The sequence below is a fragment of the Streptomyces sp. NBC_00876 genome (assembly GCF_045207435.1).
Taxonomy (GTDB): domain Bacteria; phylum Actinomycetota; class Actinomycetes; order Streptomycetales; family Streptomycetaceae; genus Streptomyces.
This window is the reverse complement of the sequence record NZ_CP108800.1, coordinates 2,118,616-2,136,240: the sequence shown is the minus strand read 5'-3', so window position 1 is coordinate 2,136,240 and position 17,625 is coordinate 2,118,616. Positions and strand designations below refer to the sequence as shown.

Annotated in this window: 14 protein-coding genes; 7 read left to right on the top strand and 7 right to left on the bottom strand. The window is 72.4% G+C overall.

The genetic code is table 11. The features are described 5' to 3' along the window. Positions 1 to 135 precede the first annotated feature (135 nt). Genes OG782_RS09365 through OG782_RS09355 form a run of 3 tightly spaced genes read right to left on the bottom strand, consistent with a single transcriptional unit; the run spans position 136 to position 3,678 of the window. On the bottom strand, positions 136 to 747 hold the full coding sequence (locus OG782_RS09365; protein ID WP_406449210.1) for a TetR/AcrR family transcriptional regulator: 612 nt from the start codon (positions 745 to 747) through the stop codon (positions 136 to 138). A gap of 29 nt (positions 748 to 776) precedes the next feature. Next, positions 777 to 2,864, bottom strand: a complete 2,088-nt coding sequence (locus OG782_RS09360) for a YhgE/Pip family protein (RefSeq protein WP_406449208.1) — start codon at positions 2,862 to 2,864, stop codon at positions 777 to 779. Beyond that, entirely contained in the window at positions 2,836 to 3,678 is an 843-nt protein-coding gene (locus OG782_RS09355) for an ATP-binding cassette domain-containing protein (protein WP_406449206.1), read from the bottom strand. Before OG782_RS09355 ends, OG782_RS09360 begins: the two co-directional genes overlap by 29 nt. Before the next feature lie 170 nt (positions 3,679 to 3,848). On the opposite strand from OG782_RS09355, the gene OG782_RS09350 reads away from it, so the two are divergent. From OG782_RS09350 to OG782_RS09340, 3 genes are all read left to right on the top strand, one after another. After that, positions 3,849 to 4,376, top strand: a complete 528-nt coding sequence (locus OG782_RS09350) for an SAV_6107 family HEPN domain-containing protein (protein WP_406449204.1) — start codon at positions 3,849 to 3,851, stop codon at positions 4,374 to 4,376. Between the two features lie 99 nt (positions 4,377 to 4,475). Further along, on the top strand, positions 4,476 to 5,234 hold the full coding sequence (locus tag OG782_RS09345; protein WP_406449202.1) for a class I SAM-dependent methyltransferase: 759 nt from the start codon (positions 4,476 to 4,478) through the stop codon (positions 5,232 to 5,234). Between the two features lie 284 nt (positions 5,235 to 5,518). Next, positions 5,519 to 5,917: a DUF3040 domain-containing protein gene (locus OG782_RS09340; protein ID WP_406449200.1), complete on the top strand. Its 399-nt coding sequence runs from the start codon at positions 5,519 to 5,521 to the stop codon at positions 5,915 to 5,917. A 281-nt stretch (positions 5,918 to 6,198) separates the two neighbouring features. Here the strand turns inward: OG782_RS09340 and OG782_RS09335 are convergent, their stop codons facing one another. The 4 genes from OG782_RS09335 to OG782_RS09320 form a co-directional block, all read right to left on the bottom strand. Then, positions 6,199 to 8,610 (bottom strand): DUF3488 and DUF4129 domain-containing transglutaminase family protein, encoded by a 2,412-nt coding sequence (locus tag OG782_RS09335; RefSeq protein ID WP_406449198.1) that lies wholly within the window; start codon positions 8,608 to 8,610, stop codon positions 6,199 to 6,201. A 10-nt stretch (positions 8,611 to 8,620) separates the two neighbouring features. Further along, positions 8,621 to 10,006: a DUF58 domain-containing protein gene (locus OG782_RS09330; RefSeq protein ID WP_406449196.1), complete on the bottom strand. Its 1,386-nt coding sequence runs from the start codon at positions 10,004 to 10,006 to the stop codon at positions 8,621 to 8,623. After that, the gene (locus OG782_RS09325; protein ID WP_406449194.1) at positions 10,006 to 11,055 is read right to left on the bottom strand and encodes an AAA family ATPase; all 1,050 of its coding nucleotides are present in this window, start codon (positions 11,053 to 11,055) and stop codon (positions 10,006 to 10,008) included. The genes OG782_RS09330 and OG782_RS09325 overlap by 1 nt, the downstream gene beginning before the upstream one ends. 250 nt (positions 11,056 to 11,305) lie before the next feature. Next, positions 11,306 to 11,869, bottom strand: a complete 564-nt coding sequence (locus OG782_RS09320; RefSeq protein WP_406449192.1) for a beta-class carbonic anhydrase — start codon at positions 11,867 to 11,869, stop codon at positions 11,306 to 11,308. Positions 11,870 to 12,250: 381 nt separating this feature from the next. Here OG782_RS09320 and rsmH point away from each other — a divergent pair, with 381 nt between their 5' ends. Genes rsmH through OG782_RS09300 form a run of 4 tightly spaced genes read left to right on the top strand, consistent with a single transcriptional unit; the run spans position 12,251 to position 17,621 of the window. Next, entirely contained in the window at positions 12,251 to 13,216 is a 966-nt protein-coding gene (gene rsmH / locus OG782_RS09315; protein ID WP_406449190.1) for a 16S rRNA (cytosine(1402)-N(4))-methyltransferase RsmH, read from the top strand. Positions 13,217 to 13,265: 49 nt separating this feature from the next. Continuing rightward, positions 13,266 to 13,883 (top strand): septum formation initiator, encoded by a 618-nt coding sequence (locus OG782_RS09310; RefSeq protein ID WP_406449188.1) that lies wholly within the window; start codon positions 13,266 to 13,268, stop codon positions 13,881 to 13,883. Positions 13,884 to 13,887: 4 nt separating this feature from the next. Further along, positions 13,888 to 15,885: a penicillin-binding transpeptidase domain-containing protein gene (locus tag OG782_RS09305; protein ID WP_406449186.1), complete on the top strand. Its 1,998-nt coding sequence runs from the start codon at positions 13,888 to 13,890 to the stop codon at positions 15,883 to 15,885. Between the two features lie 17 nt (positions 15,886 to 15,902). Then, positions 15,903 to 17,621 (top strand): UDP-N-acetylmuramoyl-L-alanyl-D-glutamate--2,6-diaminopimelate ligase, encoded by a 1,719-nt coding sequence (locus tag OG782_RS09300; RefSeq protein WP_406449184.1) that lies wholly within the window; start codon positions 15,903 to 15,905, stop codon positions 17,619 to 17,621. The last annotated feature ends 4 nt before the right edge of the window (positions 17,622 to 17,625 follow it).

Here is a 17,625-nt window from a genome sequence, read left to right as displayed (position 1 = left end):
GGGGTCACGGGGGACACGGGGTCACGGGGGAAGGCTCTCCGGCTGCACGGAAGGCGCCGGTCAGGCGTGGCTCGGGGGGATCGGGCCGCGCCGGACCGGCGCCTTCGTGTATCCGGGAGGCGTGCGTGCCCGGATTCAGCGCCCGCTGACCCGCCCGTGCAGCAGCAGGGACAGTGCCGAGTGCACATCGTCGATGGACCGCTCCGGCTGGAACGCCTGCCAGTCCAGCGCAGCCACCAGCACCATGCCGACCAGTGCGGCCGCCGTCAGCGGGATGTCGATCTCCTCGCTGAGCTCGCCGCCCGCGACACCTTCCCTGAGTACCTCTTCGACCACGGCGACGGCCTCCTGGCGCACCACCAGCAAGGTGGCCTGCCAGGCGCGGTTGGTGCGCCACAGCTCGGCCACGTACAGCTGGGTGAAGGCCGGATAGCGGTCGATGAAGACCAGCCCGGCCCGGATCATGGCGTCCAGCGCCTCGACCCGGGTGCCGCCGCGTGCGTCGGTCTCCTGCGCCGCGGAGCTCAGCGAGGCGGTGAGCAGCCCGACGCCGTGGCGCAGCAACTCCTCGAAGAGCTCGGTCTTGCTCTTGAAGTTGTAGTAGACCGTGCCCTTGGCGACCCCGGCACGCTCGGCGATCTCGTCCACCGTGGTGGCCGAGAAGCCCTTCTCGGCGATGAGGGTCACGGCCGCCTCGTAGAGCTTCTGCCGGGTGGCCTGGCGGCGCGTGGTGCTACTGCTTTCCATGCTCCTGATTCTCACAGGTCCCGGAGCACTCACAGACTCAGCTCCGGATGCAGCCGGTCCAGGGTCCACACCTGCTTGCGGCGCGCGGAGACGGCGGTCAGCACGAGCGCCCCGGCGGTGAAGGCCACCAGCACCGCACAGCCCTGCCAGACAGGGCCGAGCCCGCCGCCGGTGATCAGCCGGCGCAGCCCCTCGACGATGTAGCTCATCGGCAGGTAGGGGTGGATCGCGTTGAAGAAGCCGGGGCTGGTCTGGACGGGGTAGGTGCCCCCGGCCGAGGTCAGCTGGAGCATCAGCACCGCGAGGACGAGGATGCGCCCCGCCGCCCCGAAGCGGGCGTTGAGCCACTGCACGATCGCCGCGAAGCAGCACGTGACCAGGGCCAGGAAGCCGATCGTCCCGGCGGCGTGGGCCATCTGCAGGCCGAGCCCCCAGTGCAGTACGGACATCAGCGCGGCCACCTGGAGCAGACCGATCGCGGCCACCGGCAGCCAGCCCGCGAGGGCGATCCGCCCGGCCGGGGCCCCGGCGGCCAGTGCGCGCCGGTTGAGCGGCTGGATCAGCATGTACGCCACCATCGCGCCGACCCAGAGGGACAGCGGGATGAAGTAGGGGGCGAAGCCGGTGCCGTAGTTGGGGGCCGTGTGCAGCGACCGGGAGGCCAGCTGTACGGGGTCGGCCATGACACCCGTACGGGCGTCGCGGTCCTTCTTGTCGTAGTCGGGGATCCTGCCCACACCGTCGGTGAGGCCCTGGGCGAGTGTGGCCGACCCGTCACCGAGCCGGATCATCCCGCTGTCCAGGTTCGTCGCGCCCTTCTTGAGCTCACCGACCCCGGTGTTCAGGTCGGCCGATCCGGACTTGGCCGTCGACAGACCGGTGTGCAGCTGGTCCGCGCCCTTGGCCACCTTGTGGGCACCGGTGTTCAGCGCGTTGATCTTCTTGACCGCGCTCTCCAGGTCCTCGTCCAGGTGCGGCGCGCGGTCCGCGAGGGCGTCGGCCTGCTTCTGCAGGGTGGTCAGCTGGGTGCGCAGCTTGCTGAGGTCCCCGTTCTGGTTCTTGACCAGGGCGTTCACGTCGTCGGCCACGGCGGCGACATCGGCGGCCGCCGTCGTGGCCCGCTTCAGGGGTGCGCACACGGTGGGGTCGGGGAGCGGCTGTTCCTCGCACCGGGTGCGGTGGACCTCGGTGAGGTCGTCGGATGCCGTGTGCGCGGCCGTGGCGGCGGTGGGCGCCGCCTTCACGAGCAGGCCGAGGTTGTCCCGCACGGTCTGCGAGGAGTCGGCGACCAGCCGGGCGGTGTCGCCGATCGACTTGCCGTTGTCCTTGAGGAACGGGCGTACGTCCCCGGCCACCCCGTTGACCTTGTCGGCGAGCAGCTGGGTGCCGGCCGCGACCTGGCGCGAACCGGTCTCCAGATCGCCCGCGCCCGTGTTCAGCTTGTCGATGCCGCCGGCCAGCCGGCTGCTGCCGGACCTGGCGTCCTTCAGCCCGTCCGCGAGGTCCTTCGACCCCTTCTTCGCCTTGCCGATCCCGCCCTTGAGATCGGTGGCACCTCTGGCGGCCTTCGCCGTCGCGTCATGGAGATCGGAGAAGTTGATGAAGATCCGGTCGAGGAAGCCCCGGGAGGCGTTGGTGGACGCGGCCGTGCGGACCTCGGAGAAGACCGTCCGGGAGATCTGCCCGACGATGTAGTTGTTCGCGTCGTTGGTACGCACCTGGAGCGCGCCGGTCTCGGGGGAGTCGCCCGAACTGGAGGCGATGCGCCTGCTGAAGTCGGACGGCATGGTCAGCGAGAGGTAGTACGTCCCGTCCTCCACGCCCGAGTCCGCCTCGGTGGCGCTCACCTCGTGCCACTCGAAGACCTTGGAGTCGAGCAGCTTGCCGGTGATCTCGTCCCCGGCCGCGATGCGCTCGCCCGCGACGGTGGCGCCCTTGTCGTCGTTGACCAGCGCGACCGGGATGCGGTCCAGGCGGCCGTACGGGTCCCAGAACGACCAGAGGTACAGGGCGCCGTACAGCAGGGGGAGCAGCAGGAGCGCGACGAGTGCGGCGCGCGGCAGCTTCCCCCGGCCGAAGCGCCTCAGCTCAAGCGTGGCCAGTCGCGGCGAACGCATCGGCCTTCCCTTCGTCGTGTGCCGGATCCGCCGGATCCGCCGGATCCGCCGGCTGCGCCGGTTCTGCGGTGCGGGTGGTCTTCGCCGCCCCGGTGGCGCCGGTGTTCCTCGTCGTCCCGGTGGCGCCGGTGCGCACGGTCACGGCGTCCTCGGGAGCCTGACTGCACACGGCCAGCACGGTCGTGCCGTCGTCGGCGAGGGAGCGCAGCAGTTCCCAGGCCTCGGTCCGCTCGGCGTCGGAGAGTCTGAGATCGGTGTCGTCCACCGCGAGCAGCCGCGGCCGGCCGATCAGCGCGAGGGCGACGGAGAGCCGCAGCGCCTCCAGCCGCTCCAGATCCCGTACGGAGGTCCGCTCGGCCTTGGGCAGGGTGGCGGGGTCGAGTCCGGCGGCCTCCAGCGCGGCGTCGATCCGTGCCCGGGCCGCACCGGCGCGTTCGCGGTGCGGACGCAGCAGGGCGCGCAGCGATCCGTCGTAGCGGCGCTGCATCAGGGCGCGTTCGCGCAGGTGCTCGGCGACGGTGAGGGCCGGGTCGAGATCGCTCACGCCGGGCACCGGGCCCAGTGCCGCGATACGGCGTACGGCGGCGGCCTTGCGCGGCAGGCGCAGCCCGCCCGTCGAGGCCTCGCCCCGCGTGGGGCGCATCCGGCCGGTGACGGCGAGCAGCAGGCAGGTGCGGCCGGAGCCGGACGGGCCCTCGATCGCGACCAGGGACCCGGGCCCGGCGCTGAACGTCACGTCCCGGAACGCCCATCCGCGCGGCCCCTTGAGGCCGAGACCGTCGGCGGTGACAGCTGCCCCGTGCGGGCTGTCCACAGACCCTCCCCTATTTCTTTGAACTGACCAGTCAGTGCAAAAAAGTAGCCCGAACTCGCGATCGAAGCAAAGTGCCAGGTCAGAGGGGTGTCGAGGGTGATTGTCAGTGGTGGTCGTCACGATGGATACAGACGGCCACGAAGCCGTTACACGAGACAGGAGGTTCTGTCATGGCCCACTCGTCCGCAGCAGCCGCTCCGCGACGCCGCGCAGACGGCCCTGCCCCCTCACCGACCGGTCCGGCGCACGATGTCCACCCCGTCGTCCGGCGCGCCACCGCGCCGCCCGCCGCTCTCGCCCTCCTCGCCCAGGCCCGCGCCGGCCTGGAGGAGGCAGCTGTCCTCGACGTGCCGAACGAGCGGTATGCCACCGCACACCTCGCCGCCCTGCGCACCGCCGCCGCGGTGCTCGCCGTCCGGGGCCGCCCCGAGACCTCCCGGCGCCGCCGGGAGAGGATCCGCAGCGCCTGGGAGGTCCTGCCCGAGCTTGCCCCCGAGCTCACCGAATGGAGTGCGCTGTTCGCCTCCGGAGCCGGCCGGCGAGCCCGCGCGGAGGCGGGGATACCGGGTGCGGCCGGCCGGCGGGATGCGGACGACCTGCTGCGGGACGCGGCGATGTTCCTGCGCCTGGTGGAGCGCCTGCTGGTCCTCCAGCCGGTGCTCCCCCAGCCCCGCGGGGAGCGGCCCGACGCGGGATGACGGTGACGGCGGCGCCAGGCAATAGGGTGGACGGGACCTATCACCTGCGCTGTTCACGCTCCGCCTCAAGGGCGGCACCGTGCCGAGGAGTCAACTGCCGTGTCGGACCAGCTGCGCCCCCGTGCCTCCCTCCGTACCGCTGTGGTCTGGGAGGTCCTCAAGGACGCCCTCGACCGCCGGGTCAAGGCGACCGGCAGGGACGCCCTGGACGTACTGGACACCGGCGGCGGCACGGGCAACTTCGCCGTGCCGGTCGCCCGGCTGGGCCACCGCGTCACCGTCGTCGACCCCAGCCCCAACGCCCTGTTCGCGCTGGAGCGCCGTGCCGCGGAGGCCGGGGTCGCCGACCGGGTCCGCGGGGTCCAGGGCGACATCCTCGGCCTGTTCGACGTGGTCGAGCGCGGTGGCTACGACGCGGTGCTCTGCCACGGGGTCCTGGAGTACGTGGACGATCCCGCCGAAGGGGTGCGGCACGCCGTCGAGGCGCTCCGCCCCTCCGGTGCCCTCAGCCTGCTCGCCGCCGGGCTCGGCGGAGCGGTCCTGGCCCGGGCGCTCGCCGGCCACTTCACCGAGGCCCGGCAGGCGCTCGGTGACCCGGCGGGCCGCTGGGGCGACGGCGACCCGATGCCCCGGCGCTACACGGCGGAGCAGCTGACCGAGCTGGTCTCGGCCGCCGATGTCGAGGTCGGCGCGGTCCATGGCGTACGCGTCTTCGCCGACCTCGTGCCTGGAGTCCTGGTGGACACCGAGCCGGGTGCGATGGAGGCCCTGCTCAAGCTGGAGGCCGCGGTCGCCGAACAGCCGGCCTTCCACGCGGTGGCGACGCAGCTGCACGTCCTGGGCACCAAGCGGGCCTGAGTCACCGGCCCGATCGGGGCGGCAGCGTGGCTGATCAGCGACGCAGCTGCAGACGGAGTACGCCCCAGCAGCCCCGATCGGAGCCTTCGCCCCGTATGATCGGGGGACACCATCCGGCATGACGGATCGGAGGTTGGGGAATCAACGCCTCAGCAGCTGAGCCGTCGTGGCGGCCCGGACTGGCTGATTGGCATTGAGGGCGGGTTTCACGGGGGCGAATCCCTGCCTATCCTGGAAGGGCCGCATACCGGCCGCCCCCCGCGGCCGACGACGAGGAGGACTCCGTGCCGCTCTCGGAGCACGAGCAGCGAATGCTCGAGCAAATGGAGCGAGCGCTGTACGCCGAAGATCCCAAGTTCGCGACAGCGCTCGAGGGAAGTGGGCTGCGTACGTACACCCGGCGACGGGTCTACCAGGCAGTTGCTGGCTTCCTGGTGGGTATCGCGCTCCTCATGGCCGGAATGGTCGCCCAGCAGATCTGGATCAGCGTGGTGGGCTTCCTCGTCATGCTGGGCTGCGCGGTGCTCGCGGTCACGGGTTGGCGCAAGGCGCCGAAGCCGGGCGAGCAACAGGCAGTCCGTACCGGAGGCGTGGGTGAGCGTCGACAGCCCAAACAGCGCCGGTCCGTGATGAACCGGATCGAACAGCGGTGGCAGCGTCGCCGCGATGAGCAGGGCCAGTAAGCGCTCGAAACACTTATGGGTGAGGGGCGGTCGCATTTCTGCGACCGCCCCTCATGCGTGCCCGCGCCGGGAGCGGGCACCCCGGACCGTGTGCCCTCCACCGCCGGGCGAGCCCGGAACGGCGCCCGCCGTCACCGGGCGGGCTGAAGGGTGCCGTCATGCACTGGGCGGGCCCCAACGGCGCCCTCTGTCGCTGAGGGCGGGCCCGGCATGCCCGACGTGGCGCTCGAGGGCAAGGGCCCGCCGGGCGGCCCGGAGGCCGGGGCCGGCGGGCGAGGGGGTCAGCCCTGCTGGCGGGACGGACGCCGTGACCAGGCCGGGCGCCGGGGCAGCCGCCACCGGCCGGCCAGTGCCGCCCGGCGTTCCGAGACCGCCCACACCACCCGTACGGCCGATCGCGGTGCCACGATCGCGCGGAACCCGGCGAACCTGCCGACGGAGGCCCGCAGACCGGCCCGCACGGTCCGCACATCCTCCGCCAGCCCCGATACCGGACGCGGCTGCGGCGCGTACAGCACCTGCTCCACCGCGCCCGCCACCTGGTGCACCGCCGCGGCCACCTCCGTGTCGAGCCGGCCCAGGCGTACCAGCCGGGCGGCGGTTTTGCGCGGGGTCCGGGACTCGTCCGGTTCGATGCCGTGGTCCCATGCCGAGTCGGTGATCTCCTGCCACGCCGCCAGCGTTCTCGCGGTCGCGTCGGCCGGGGTGCGGCCGGCCGACGCGCCCAGCCTGCGAGCCCGTACCCGGATGCGCCAGAGCATGGGCAGTACGGGGAGCAGCAGCAGGAGTACCGCCACCACGACGGCTCCGAGCACGGTGCCCGCCGGCGTTCCCGTGTCCGTCGGTGCCACGGCCCCCGGGGCCACCGTGCTGCCGCACTCGCCCAGCCTGCGGGCCTGCGCCGGGCAACTGTCCGAGGCGGACGGCGTGACCGCCACCGGAGCCGAGGCGCCGGCCTCGGGCCGGGCCGGATCCGCCGTGTCGCCGGAAGGCGCGTCCGGCAGGGTGTACGCCGGCACGGAGCCACGGGTCGGGGTCGGCTCGAAGCGGGTCCAGCCGATGCCCTCGAAGTACAGCTCGGGCCAGGCATGTGCATCGCGCAGCCCGACCGACATCGAACCGTCCGACTGCGCCGTTCCGGGCGTGAAGCCCACGGCGACCCGGGCCGGAATCCCCAGCGTCCGGGCCATCGCGGCCATCGTGAAGGAGAAGTGGACGCAGAAGCCCCGCTTGTCCTTCAGGAAGCGCGCGATCGCGGCGCCGCCGGTACCCGAATTGACCGAGGTGTCGTAGGTGAAGCCGCCGTCGGTGGAGAAGTAGTTCTGCAGCTTCACCGCCCGCTCATAGGCGTTCGAGGCACCCTTGGTCACCTCGTCGGCCGTCTCCTCGACCACCTTCGGCAGGGAATCGGGCACCCGGGTGTACTCGCGCAGCAGCGCCTGCGGGACCGCGCCCGCGCCCGCGAGCTGGGCGGCCGTCGGCTGCACCACCAGGCTTCCGACCTCGTACCGCGCACCGCCGGTCGTCTCCCCGTCGTCACCGACGAGGGTGCGGCCCTCGGGCTCGTAGCGCCAGCGCCCGCCGACCCGGACCTCGGTCGCCGGATAGGGGAGCGGCAGATAGGTCTGCTGGTAGGAGCCGGACGCGGAGATGTTCGTCCTGACCTCCGTGACGGCGACGTCCGGGGAGAGACCGGCCGGGTCCGGCAGCCGCTTGGGCACGTCCTTCAGCCGGCGGGTCGATGCCCGCCACTCGCTCCCGTTGAACTGGTCCAGGGCCAGGATGCGCAGATAGAAGTCCTGCGGGCTGGCCGAGTTGGTGCGGTACGACATCACCTCCCGGTTCTCCGGCTGGTTGAGGTTGTTCTGCAGCGAGACCAGCGGGTTCACCGCTGAGATGGTCCCGCCCCCGCTCCCCTTCCCGTTGCCGTTGCCCGTACCGGCCAGCAGCCCGCTGTCGAGCGCGGGCAGCGCCGCCGGGACGACCAGTGCGATGCCGAGCGCCAGCGCGCCGATGCGCCGCCCCGTGCGCACCGGGGCGAGCGCCCCGCGGCCGGCGGCGTCGATGCCGGAGGGCAGCCCGCTCCGGGGCCCGGCGGCCCCGGCGAAGACCCGCCCCCACTGGGAGAGCCGGTCACGTCCTTCGGCCAGCAGAAGCAGCAGATAGCCGCAGGCGGCCAGCAGGAACCACAGCCAGTCCGCACTGCCGTCGGAGAGTCCGGCGGCGACCGAGTAGAGGGCCAGCAGCGGCAGGCCGGCCGGCGCTGCGCTGCGGAACGACACCGCCAGTGCGTCCACCGCGATTCCGACCAGCAGGACACCGCCCACCAGCATCAGCCGGATGCCCGGTGTGGCCGGCGCCGGAATCGCGTAACGGCTGACGTCGTCCGCACCCGCCGTCAGCAGATCCGCGAGATGGCGCACCGACTGCGGTCCGGGCAGAAAGCCTGCCACCGCCTGTTCCCTGGCGAACACCACGGTCAGCAGGAACAGCATCACCAGGATCTGCGCGGCGGCCGTCAGCAGCCGCGGCAGTGGCACCCGGCGGCCGAGCGCCCCCACGCCGCACACGACGGCCAGCAGGAACGAGGCCTGCAGGATCCAGGTGACCGGGTCGACCAGCGGCAGCATCGAACACGCCGCCATCATCGTCGCCGCATAGGCGCACAGCGCCAGCCGACCACGACCGCTCATGAACGTCCCCTCATGACCAACCACCGGAGAAACCCGTCGTCCCGCCGCTCGCGCCGCCCACCGCGGCGGACTGCGCCTGCGAACCGTGGTGGGCGGCCTGCTGCCACAGCCGGGCGAGATCCGTGCCGGGCTGCACCGGCACCGCCGTCCACCCCGACTCGCGCAGCAGCCGCAGCCGCTGCTCCGACGCGGCCCGGGTGGCGGCCGACTCGCCGTGCACCCAGGCGGCACTGTCCAGGACGAACGCGACGGCCCCGCCGCAGCGCTGCCGCATCCGGGCCGCCACGGCCGCCTGCTCCTCGTCCAGATCGCCGAGGAAGGCGATCAGCAGCCCCTCGTTGCCCCCGCGCAGCACGTCGTACGCGCGGGAGAGGCCGCCCCCGTCGGAATGGTCGACGGCGGCGAGCGTGTCCATCATCAGTCCGGCCGAGTCCGCGGAGTCCTGGGTGGAACCGGCGAAGCCGTCTTCGCCCTCGCCCCGCGCCGCATGGCCCTCGTCGGTCAGCAACCGGACCGCGAAGCCCCGTTCCAGCATGTGCACCAGGGCGGAGGCCGCCCCGGAGACCGCCCATTCGAACGCCGAGTCCGGCCCCGTGCCCTGGTAGGCGATCCGCCGTGTGTCCAGCAGCACCGTGCACCTGGCACGCTGCGGCTGCTCCTCGCGGCGCACCATCAGCTCGCCGTAGCGCGCGGTGGAGCGCCAGTGGACGCGGCGCAGATCGTCTCCGTGCCGGTACTCGCGCGGGATCACGTCGTCGTCCCCGGCCAGCGCCAGTGACCGCTGGCGGCCCTCGCCGTACCCGGAGGCCTCGCCCGCCAGACGCACCGGCGGCAGTGGCTCGGTCCGCGGGACGACGACGAGCGTGTCGTAGGCGTTGAACGAACGCGTCAGTTCGCACATGCCGAACGGGTCGCTCAGCCGCAGTTGCAGCGGACCGAGCGGGTAGCGCCCGCGCAGGTCCGACCGCACCCGGTAGGACACCTCGCGCCGCCCGCCCGCCTCCACCCGGTCCAGGACGAACCGCGGCCGCGGCCCGAGCACGTACGGCACCCGGTCCTGCAGCATCAGCAGACCGGTGGGCAGCCGTGAGACGTTGTCCATCCGCAGGTGGACCCGGGCCTCGGAACCGGCCGGCACCCGCGACGGCGAGAGCCGCCGGGTGCCCGCGACGCGGTAGCGGGTCCGGTGGAGCACGGTCACACACACCAGGGGCAGCACGGCGAGCAGCAGCCCGACCCGCAGCAGGTTCCCCTGGCCCAGCACATAGGCGCAGACCGCCGCGGCGAGTCCGGCCGCGAGGAAGGACCGCCCGCGTGTGGTCAGCCCGCCCAGAGCGGCCCGCAGCCCGCCCCTGGCGTCGCCGTCGTCCATCGCGGTGGGCCCGGCGGCGGTCATCAGAGCCGCCGGACGCCGGGCTGCTGCCGGCCGCCGAACGCCGGGCCCGGCTGATGCTGCGGAGCCGGCGGGGCCGTGCCGCCCGCGGCCGTGGGCACCGCGGTCTGCTGAAGGATCTCCAGTACGACCTGCTCGGCGGTACGGCGGTTCAGCTGGGCCTGTGCGGTGGGCAGCAGCCGGTGGGCGAGCACCGCGACCGCCAGGGCCTGCACATCGTCGGGCAGGCAGTAGTCCCGGCCGCTCAGCGCGGCGGAGGCCTTGGCGGCGCGCAGCAGGTGCAGGGTGGCACGCGGCGACGCGCCGAGCCGGAGATCGGGATGACTGCGGGTGGCCCCGACGAGCTGCACCGCGTACCGCCGGACGGCTTCGGCGACGTGGACCGTGCGCACCGCGTCGATCAGCTTCACGATGTCGTGGGCGTGGGCCACCGGCTGCAGATCGTCGAGCGGCGAGACGCCGCCGTGCACATCGAGCATCTGGAGCTCGGCCTCCGGGCTGGGGTAGCCGATCGACACCCTGGCCATGAACCGGTCGCGCTGGGCCTCGGGCAGCGGGTACGTGCCCTCCATCTCCACCGGGTTCTGGGTGGCCACGACCATGAAGGGGTCGGGGAGCTCGTAGGTGTGCCCGTCGATGGTGACCTGGCGCTCCTCCATCGACTCCAGCAGCGCCGACTGGGTCTTGGGCGAGGCGCGGTTGATCTCGTCGCCGATCACGATCTGGGCGAAGATCGCGCCCGGTTTGAATTCGAAGTCGCGGCGCTGCTGATCGAAGATGGACACACCGGTGATGTCCGAGGGCAGCAGGTCCGGTGTGAACTGGATGCGGCGCACCGAGCAGTCGACGGACCGGGCCAGCGCCTTGGCGAGCATGGTCTTGCCGACGCCGGGGACATCCTCGATGAGCAGGTGTCCCTCCGCGAGCAGCACGGTCAGCGAAAGCCGTACGACCTCAGGCTTGCCCTCGATCACACTCTCCACCGACCTGCGCACCCGCTCCGCTGTGGTGGTCAGATCTGTGAGGCTCGCTCGATCGTCATAGGTCGTCACCCGGCCCTCCTCGGCCCTGCCCCGTGCTCACCAGGAGCACGGGATTCCCCAGTCACGGACCGGTGCCCTTGTGCGGTCCGGCCCACCCCGAAATACGGACACCGCGCCGGACGTGGTCCGACGGGGTGTCACACCCGCATTCTTGTTGCCGTTACCGCTTCGTGTCACTCGCCTGTGGATAACCGGGGCCGATATGTCGGGTTGGGAGGGAATTTCACTGCCGGAAGGTGTCTGTCCGGCGGCGTCCGGGTCAGGAAACCGGAAGGATCTCGCGCAGCAGCCCCGACGTCACGTCGAAGACGAAGCCGCGCACGTCGTCGGTGTGCAGCAGGAACGGCGAGGTGCGCACGCGCTGCATCGACTGCCGCACGTCCTGGTCCGCGTCGCTGTAGGCCTCCACCGCCCAGGCCGGCCGCTGGCCGACCTCCATCTCCAGTTCCTGGCGGAACTCCTCGGTGATCGACTCCATGCCGCAGTTCGTGTGGTGGATCAGTATGACGCTGCGCGTGCCGAGGGCCCGCTGGCTGATCGACAGCGAGCGGATCACGTCGTCGGTGACCACACCGCCCGCGTTGCGGATGGTGTGGCAGTCCCCGAGCGCCAGGCCGAGCGCCTTGTGGAGGTCGAGCCGGGCGTCCATGCAGGCGACGACGGCGACGCGCAGCACGGGCTTCGCGTCCATTCCGGGATCACTGAACTCGGACGCGTACTGACTGTTCGCCTCGACCAGGCGGTCGGTGACGGTGCCGCCGGTGCGGGCCTGGCCCGCGGCGGGAGCGGAGGGCTCGGCAGGGGAGTGCGCGGAAGTCGACATGGATAAGACGTTAGCCGCCGTCGGCGGGACCGGCGTGATGTGGAAGCGGACAAAGAACGTCAACGACGCTTGTTGTGAGGTAACCCACAAGCCTCACACTCGGTCACTCGGCCGGGTGAACAAAGTGAGGGCCGACGCGCTGTCGGGTTGATTGATCGGGAATCGATCGAATGGCAGGGTGGACTAAAGTGACGGGAAGTTACCGACACCCTGCACATTCCGATGTTTTCCCCGTGTGCGCGGCGTACGTACGGCCCGGCCCTCTCCCGCTCGCCGGTCGGCTGACGCCCCTTCCCCGGCGCCGGCGGGCCTCCCCTTCGCGAGCGGGCGGGGACCAGGCCGTACGTGCAGCGCCCCCGGGACCTGAGCCTGAGAGGGCGCATGAGCCAGACCCGACACGTCCCGGTGATGCTCCAGCGGTGCCTGGACCTGTTGGCCCCGGCTCTGGAGGCACCGGGGCAGCAGCCGCCCGTGGTCGTCGACTGCACCCTGGGGCTCGGCGGACACAGCGAGGCACTCCTCTCCTCCTTCCCCACCGCCCGGCTGATCGCGCTGGACCGGGACAAGGAGGCGCTGCGGCTCTCCGGCGAGCGGCTCGCCCCGTACGGCGACCGGGCCACGCTCGTGCACGCCGTCTACGACGAACTGCCCGAGGTGCTCGCCCGGCTCGGCATCCCCAAGGTCCAGGGGATCCTCTTCGACCTCGGCGTCTCCTCGATGCAGCTGGACGAGGCCGACCGCGGATTCGCGTACGCCCAGGACGCCCCGCTCGACATGCGCATGGACCAGACGACCGGCATCGGCGCGGCCGAGGTGCTCAACACCTACGCGCCGGGTGAGCTGGTCCGGATCCTGCGTGCCTACGGCGAGGAGAAGCAGGCCAAGCGGATCGTCTCCGCCGTCGTGCGCGAGCGCGAGAAGGAACCCTTCAGCAACAGCGCCCGGCTCGTCGAACTGATCCGTGACTCGCTGCCGCAGGCCGCCAAGCGCACCGGGGGCAACCCCGCCAAGCGCACCTTCCAGGCGCTGCGCATCGAGGTCAACGGTGAGCTCACCGTGCTGGAGCGGGCGATCCCGGCCGCGGTCCGGAGCCTCGCCGTCGGCGGACGCATCGCCGTCCTCTCGTACCACTCGCTGGAGGACCGGCTGGTCAAGCAGGTGTTCGCGGCAGGCGCCGCCAACACCGCGCCGCCCGGTCTGCCGGTCGTCCCCGAGCGCTACCAGCCCCGGCTGAAGCTGCTGACCCGCGGCGCGGAGCTGCCCACCGAGGAGGAGGTCGCCGAGAACCGGCGCGCCGCCCCCGCCCGGCTGCGCGGGGCCCAGCGGATCCGGGCGGAGGAGCGATGAGCCGTCGGCGCCCGGACACCCGCCCCGGGGCCGGGGACGGAGCGGTGCGGTGAGCAAACCGGCCGGGCAGCCGAAAGGGCGCGCAGCACGGCTCAGCCGGCTGATGCCGTCCGGGCCGAGCAACGCGGCCCGGACCCCGTTCGTCCTGCTGGTCGTCCTGCTCCTGGGCGGCGGCCTGATCACCCTGCTGCTGCTGAACTCCGCACTCAACGAAGGTTCGTTCCGGCTGAGCGAGCTGAAGAAGCGGACCACCGACCTCACCGACGACCAGCAGGCGCTCCAGCGCGACGTCGACAGCGCCTCCGAGCCCGACGCCCTGGCGCGGCGCGCCCGGGAGCTGGGCATGGTCCCCGGCGGCAGCCCCGCCTTCCTCGACCCGAACGGCACGGTCCGCGGCGTACCCTCCGTCGCCAGCGCCCCGCCGTCCACCGCACCGCCCCGGAAGACCACGTCCCCGGAGCCCCCCGCGTCGCCCGCCTCCTCGCCCCGCCCCACCCCTACGGGCTCCGCGGCCGGCACCCCCGCGCCCGGCGGATCCGCGGCCGCGACCGGAAAGCCCGCGACCTCGAAGCCCGCGGCCACGGCCGGCACCGCCCCCGTGAAGCCGAGCGGCTCCGCGAGCCCGCGTACCCCGGCAGAACAGTCCTCCACGAGCCCCGGCAGGTGATGCAGTGCCTTCCCAGGAACCACCGCGCCGCCGGGTACCCGGCCCGGCCCGCCCCCGTGGCGCCGCGGCCCGGTCCGGCCGCCCCCGGCCCGCCGCCCGCCCCGAGCCGCGCCGCCGGCCCTCCGCCGCCCCGCGCGGACGGACACCGCGCGGCCGCTCCGGCCGTCCGCTGCGCCTCGGCAGTCCGCGCCCGCGGCTGCGGCTGGTCAGCCTCGCGCTGACGCTCGTCATGATCGCGTTCGTCGTCCGGCTCCTCCAGGTCCAGGCCGTCGAGGCCAACGCGTACACGGCCAAGGCCCAGGCCAACCGCTATCTCAGTTACACCGTGGCGGCCGAACGCGGCGAGATCACCGACCGCGGCGGCATCGCGCTGGCCACCAGCGTGGACGCGTACGACATCACCGCCGACCCCAAGATGTTCACCCCGGCCGACAGCAAGGCCCCGGACGCCCCGCAGCAGGCGGCCGCCCTCCTCGCACCCATCCTGGACGCCGACGCGGCGCAACTGACGAAGAAGCTGTCGAAGCCCGGGAGCCGGTACGCGGTGCTGGCCCGCAGGCAGACCCCGCAGGTCTGGAAGCAGATCAAGGACCTCAAGTCCGTCTTCGCCGAGAAGGCCGCGAAGGACAAGGCGGCCGGCGGCCCGGGGGCCAACGTACTGGCCGGCGTCTTCCAGGAGTCGACCACCAAGCGGATCTACCCCAACGGCGGGCTCGCCGCCGGGATACTGGGATACGTCAACGCCGAGGGCAAGGGCGCGGGCGGCCTCGAATCGCAGCTCGACAAGGAGCTCGCGGGCGAGGACGGCACGATCAAGTACGCCCAGTCCGGCGGCCGCAGGGTGCCCACCGCGGGCACCAAGGAGGTCCCGGCCGTCGCGGGCTCCGACATCGAGCTGACCATCGACCGCGACATCCAGTGGGCGGCCCAGAAGGCCATCTCCGACCAGGTGAAGAAGTCCAAGGCCGACCGCGGCTACGTCGTCGTGCAGAACACCCGCACCGGCGAGGTGCTCGCCATGGCCAACGCCCCGGGCTTCGACCCCAACGACCTCTCGCAGGCCGACGCCGCCTCGCTCGGCAACGCGGCCCTCCAGGACGTCTACGAGCCCGGCTCCACCAGCAAGGTCATGTCCATGGCCGCCGTGCTGGAGGAGGGCGTGGCCACGCCCGGCACCCATGTCACCGTGCCCAACCGGCTGCACCGGGGCGACCGGCTCTTCAAGGACGACATCGACCACCCCACCTGGCACCTGACGCTCAACGGCGTACTCGCCAAGTCCAGCAACATCGGCACCATCCTGGCCACCGGACAACTGGGCAAGACCCAGGCCGAGTCCAACAAGGTGCTCTACTCCTACCTGCGCAAGTTCGGCATCGGCTCGCCGACCGGACTCCGCTACCCCGGCGAGACCCCCGGCATCCTCGCCAAGCCGCAGGACTGGTCGACCTCGCAGCAGTACACGATCCCCTTCGGCCAGGGCCTCTCGCTCAATGCCATGCAGGCCGCCTCCATCTACTCCACGATCGCCAACGGCGGGGTCCGCATCGAACCGACCCTCGTCCGCGGCACCAAGGGCGCCGACGGACGCTTCACCCCCGCCGAAGCCCCGGAGCAGTCCCGGGTGGTCAGCGAGAAGACCGCCAGGACGCTCGCGAACATGCTGGAGTCGGTGGTCGGTGACGAGGAGGGCACCGGAACGAAGGCCAAGATCCCCGGCTACCGCGTCGCGGGCAAGACCGGTACGGCCAACCGAGTCGATCCGGTACGCGGCGGCTACCACGGCTACACCGCCTCCTTCGCCGGTTTCGCCCCCGCCGACGACCCCCAGATCACCGTCTACTGCGCGATCCAGAACCCGACCAAGGGCAGCTACTTCGGCGGCCAGATCTGCGGACCCATCTACAAGCAGGTCATGGAATTCGCGCTGAAGACGCTGCAGACCGCACCGTCCGGCAGCGAGCCGGCCAGGCTGCCGGTGTCCTTCGAACCCGGCGAGTGAACTCGCGGAGACCACCAGTGACAACCATCACCCCCGATCCCGGGAACCGGAACGGCGACCCCCGCACCCCCGCCCCCTCACTTCGCGACAGGCCGGGTGCGCCCGGTACGCTCACCGCCGTGCCCCACGCCGAACAGTCCCGAACCACCCAGAAGGACGCGTCTGTGAACTACCCGGGAGCGCCCCGCCCGGATCGGCTGCGGCCGACCTCCCTCGGTGAACTGGCAGCCCGGCTGGGAGCCCGGCCACCGGTCAGCGGCGAAGTCACCGGCATCACCCACGACTCCCGGGCCGTTCGCCCCGGAGATCTGTACGCGGCCCTGCCGGGCGCCCGGCTCCACGGCGCCGACTTCACCGCCCAGGCGGCCGGCCTCGGCGCGGCCGCGATCCTCACCGACCCCGCGGGTGCCGAACGTGCCGCCGCCACCGGACTCCCGGTGCTGGTCACCGAGGACCCGCGCGGCCGGATGGGCGAACTCGCCGCCGAGATCTACGGCCACCCCGGTACCGGTCTCCTCCAAGTCGGCATCACCGGAACATCCGGCAAGACCACGACCGCCTACCTCATCGAGGGCGGCTTCCGCGGCGCCGGACGCGACACCGGTCTCATCGGCACCGTCGAGACGCGGATCGGCGACGAACGCATCAAGTCCGAGCGCACCACACCCGAAGCCACCGATCTGCAGGCCCTGTTCGCCGTCATGCGCGAACGCGGCGTGGACGCGGTGACGATGGAGGTCTCCAGCCACGCCCTGATGCTCGGCCGGGTCGACGGCTGCGTCTTCGACGTCGCCGTCTTCAACAACCTCAGCCCGGAACACATGGAGTTCCACTCCGGCATGGAGGACTACTTCCAGGCCAAGGCCCGGCTGTTCACCCCGCAGCGCAGCAGGCAGGCCGTCGTCAACTACGACGACGAGTACGGCCGCAGGCTGGTCACCGAGGCCTCCGTCCCGGTCACCACCTTCTCCGCCGAGGGCCATCCGGACGCCGACTGGCGGGCCGAGGACGTCGAGGTCGGCCAGCTCGGCTCCACCTTCACCGTCGTCGGACCCAAGGACGAGCGGGCCACCGCCAGGGCCCCGCTGCCCGGCCCGTTCAACGTCGCCAACACCCTGGCCGCGATCGTCACCCTCGCCGTCGCGGGCATCGACCCGCAGACCGCGGCCGACGGTGTCGCCGCGGTGCCCGGGGTGCCCGGCCGGCTGGAGCGGGTCGACGCCGGACAGCCGTATCTCGCACTCGTCGACTACGCGCACAAGACGGACGCCGTCGAGTCGGTGCTGCGCTCACTCCAGAAGGTCACCGAGGGCAGGCTGCACATCGTCCTCGGCTGCGGCGGCGACCGCGACACCACCAAACGCGGCCCGATGGGCGCGGCCGCGGCCCGGCTCGCCGACACCGCGGTACTGACCTCCGACAACCCCCGCTCCGAGGACCCGCTCGGCATCCTCGCCGCCATGCTCGCGGGCGCCGCCGAGGTGCCCGTGCACGAACGCGGCGACGTCCTGGTCGACGCCGACCGGGCCGCCGCCATCGCCGCGGCGGTCGGCCGCGCCGGACCCGGCGACACCGTCCTGATCGCCGGCAAGGGCCACGAGCAGGGCCAGGACATCCACGGAGTAGTACGCCCCTTCGATGACCGCGTGGTCCTCCGAGAGGCCATCGAGCGGTCCCTGGGGCACGAGAGCGCCACCCACCGTGCCCCCACCCACGAGAACAACAGTCAGGGATGACCAA

Bases quoted from the DNA above. Each gene is read 5' to 3' on its own strand.
- OG782_RS09365 (WP_406449210.1), bottom strand. From the start codon at position 747: ATGGAAAGCAGTAGCACCACGCGCCGCCAGGCCACCCGGCAGAAGCTC.
- OG782_RS09360 (WP_406449208.1), bottom strand. From the start codon at position 2,864: ATGCGTTCGCCGCGACTGGCCACGCTTGAGCTGAGGCGCTTCGGCCGG.
- OG782_RS09350 (WP_406449204.1), top strand. From the start codon at position 3,849: ATGGCCCACTCGTCCGCAGCAGCCGCTCCGCGACGCCGCGCAGACGGC.
- OG782_RS09335 (WP_406449198.1), bottom strand. From the start codon at position 8,610: ATGAGCGGTCGTGGTCGGCTGGCGCTGTGCGCCTATGCGGCGACGATG.
- OG782_RS09330 (WP_406449196.1), bottom strand. From the start codon at position 10,006: ATGACCGCCGCCGGGCCCACCGCGATGGACGACGGCGACGCCAGGGGC.
- OG782_RS09320 (WP_406449192.1), bottom strand. From the start codon at position 11,869: ATGTCGACTTCCGCGCACTCCCCTGCCGAGCCCTCCGCTCCCGCCGCG.
- rsmH (WP_406449190.1), top strand. From the start codon at position 12,251: ATGAGCCAGACCCGACACGTCCCGGTGATGCTCCAGCGGTGCCTGGAC.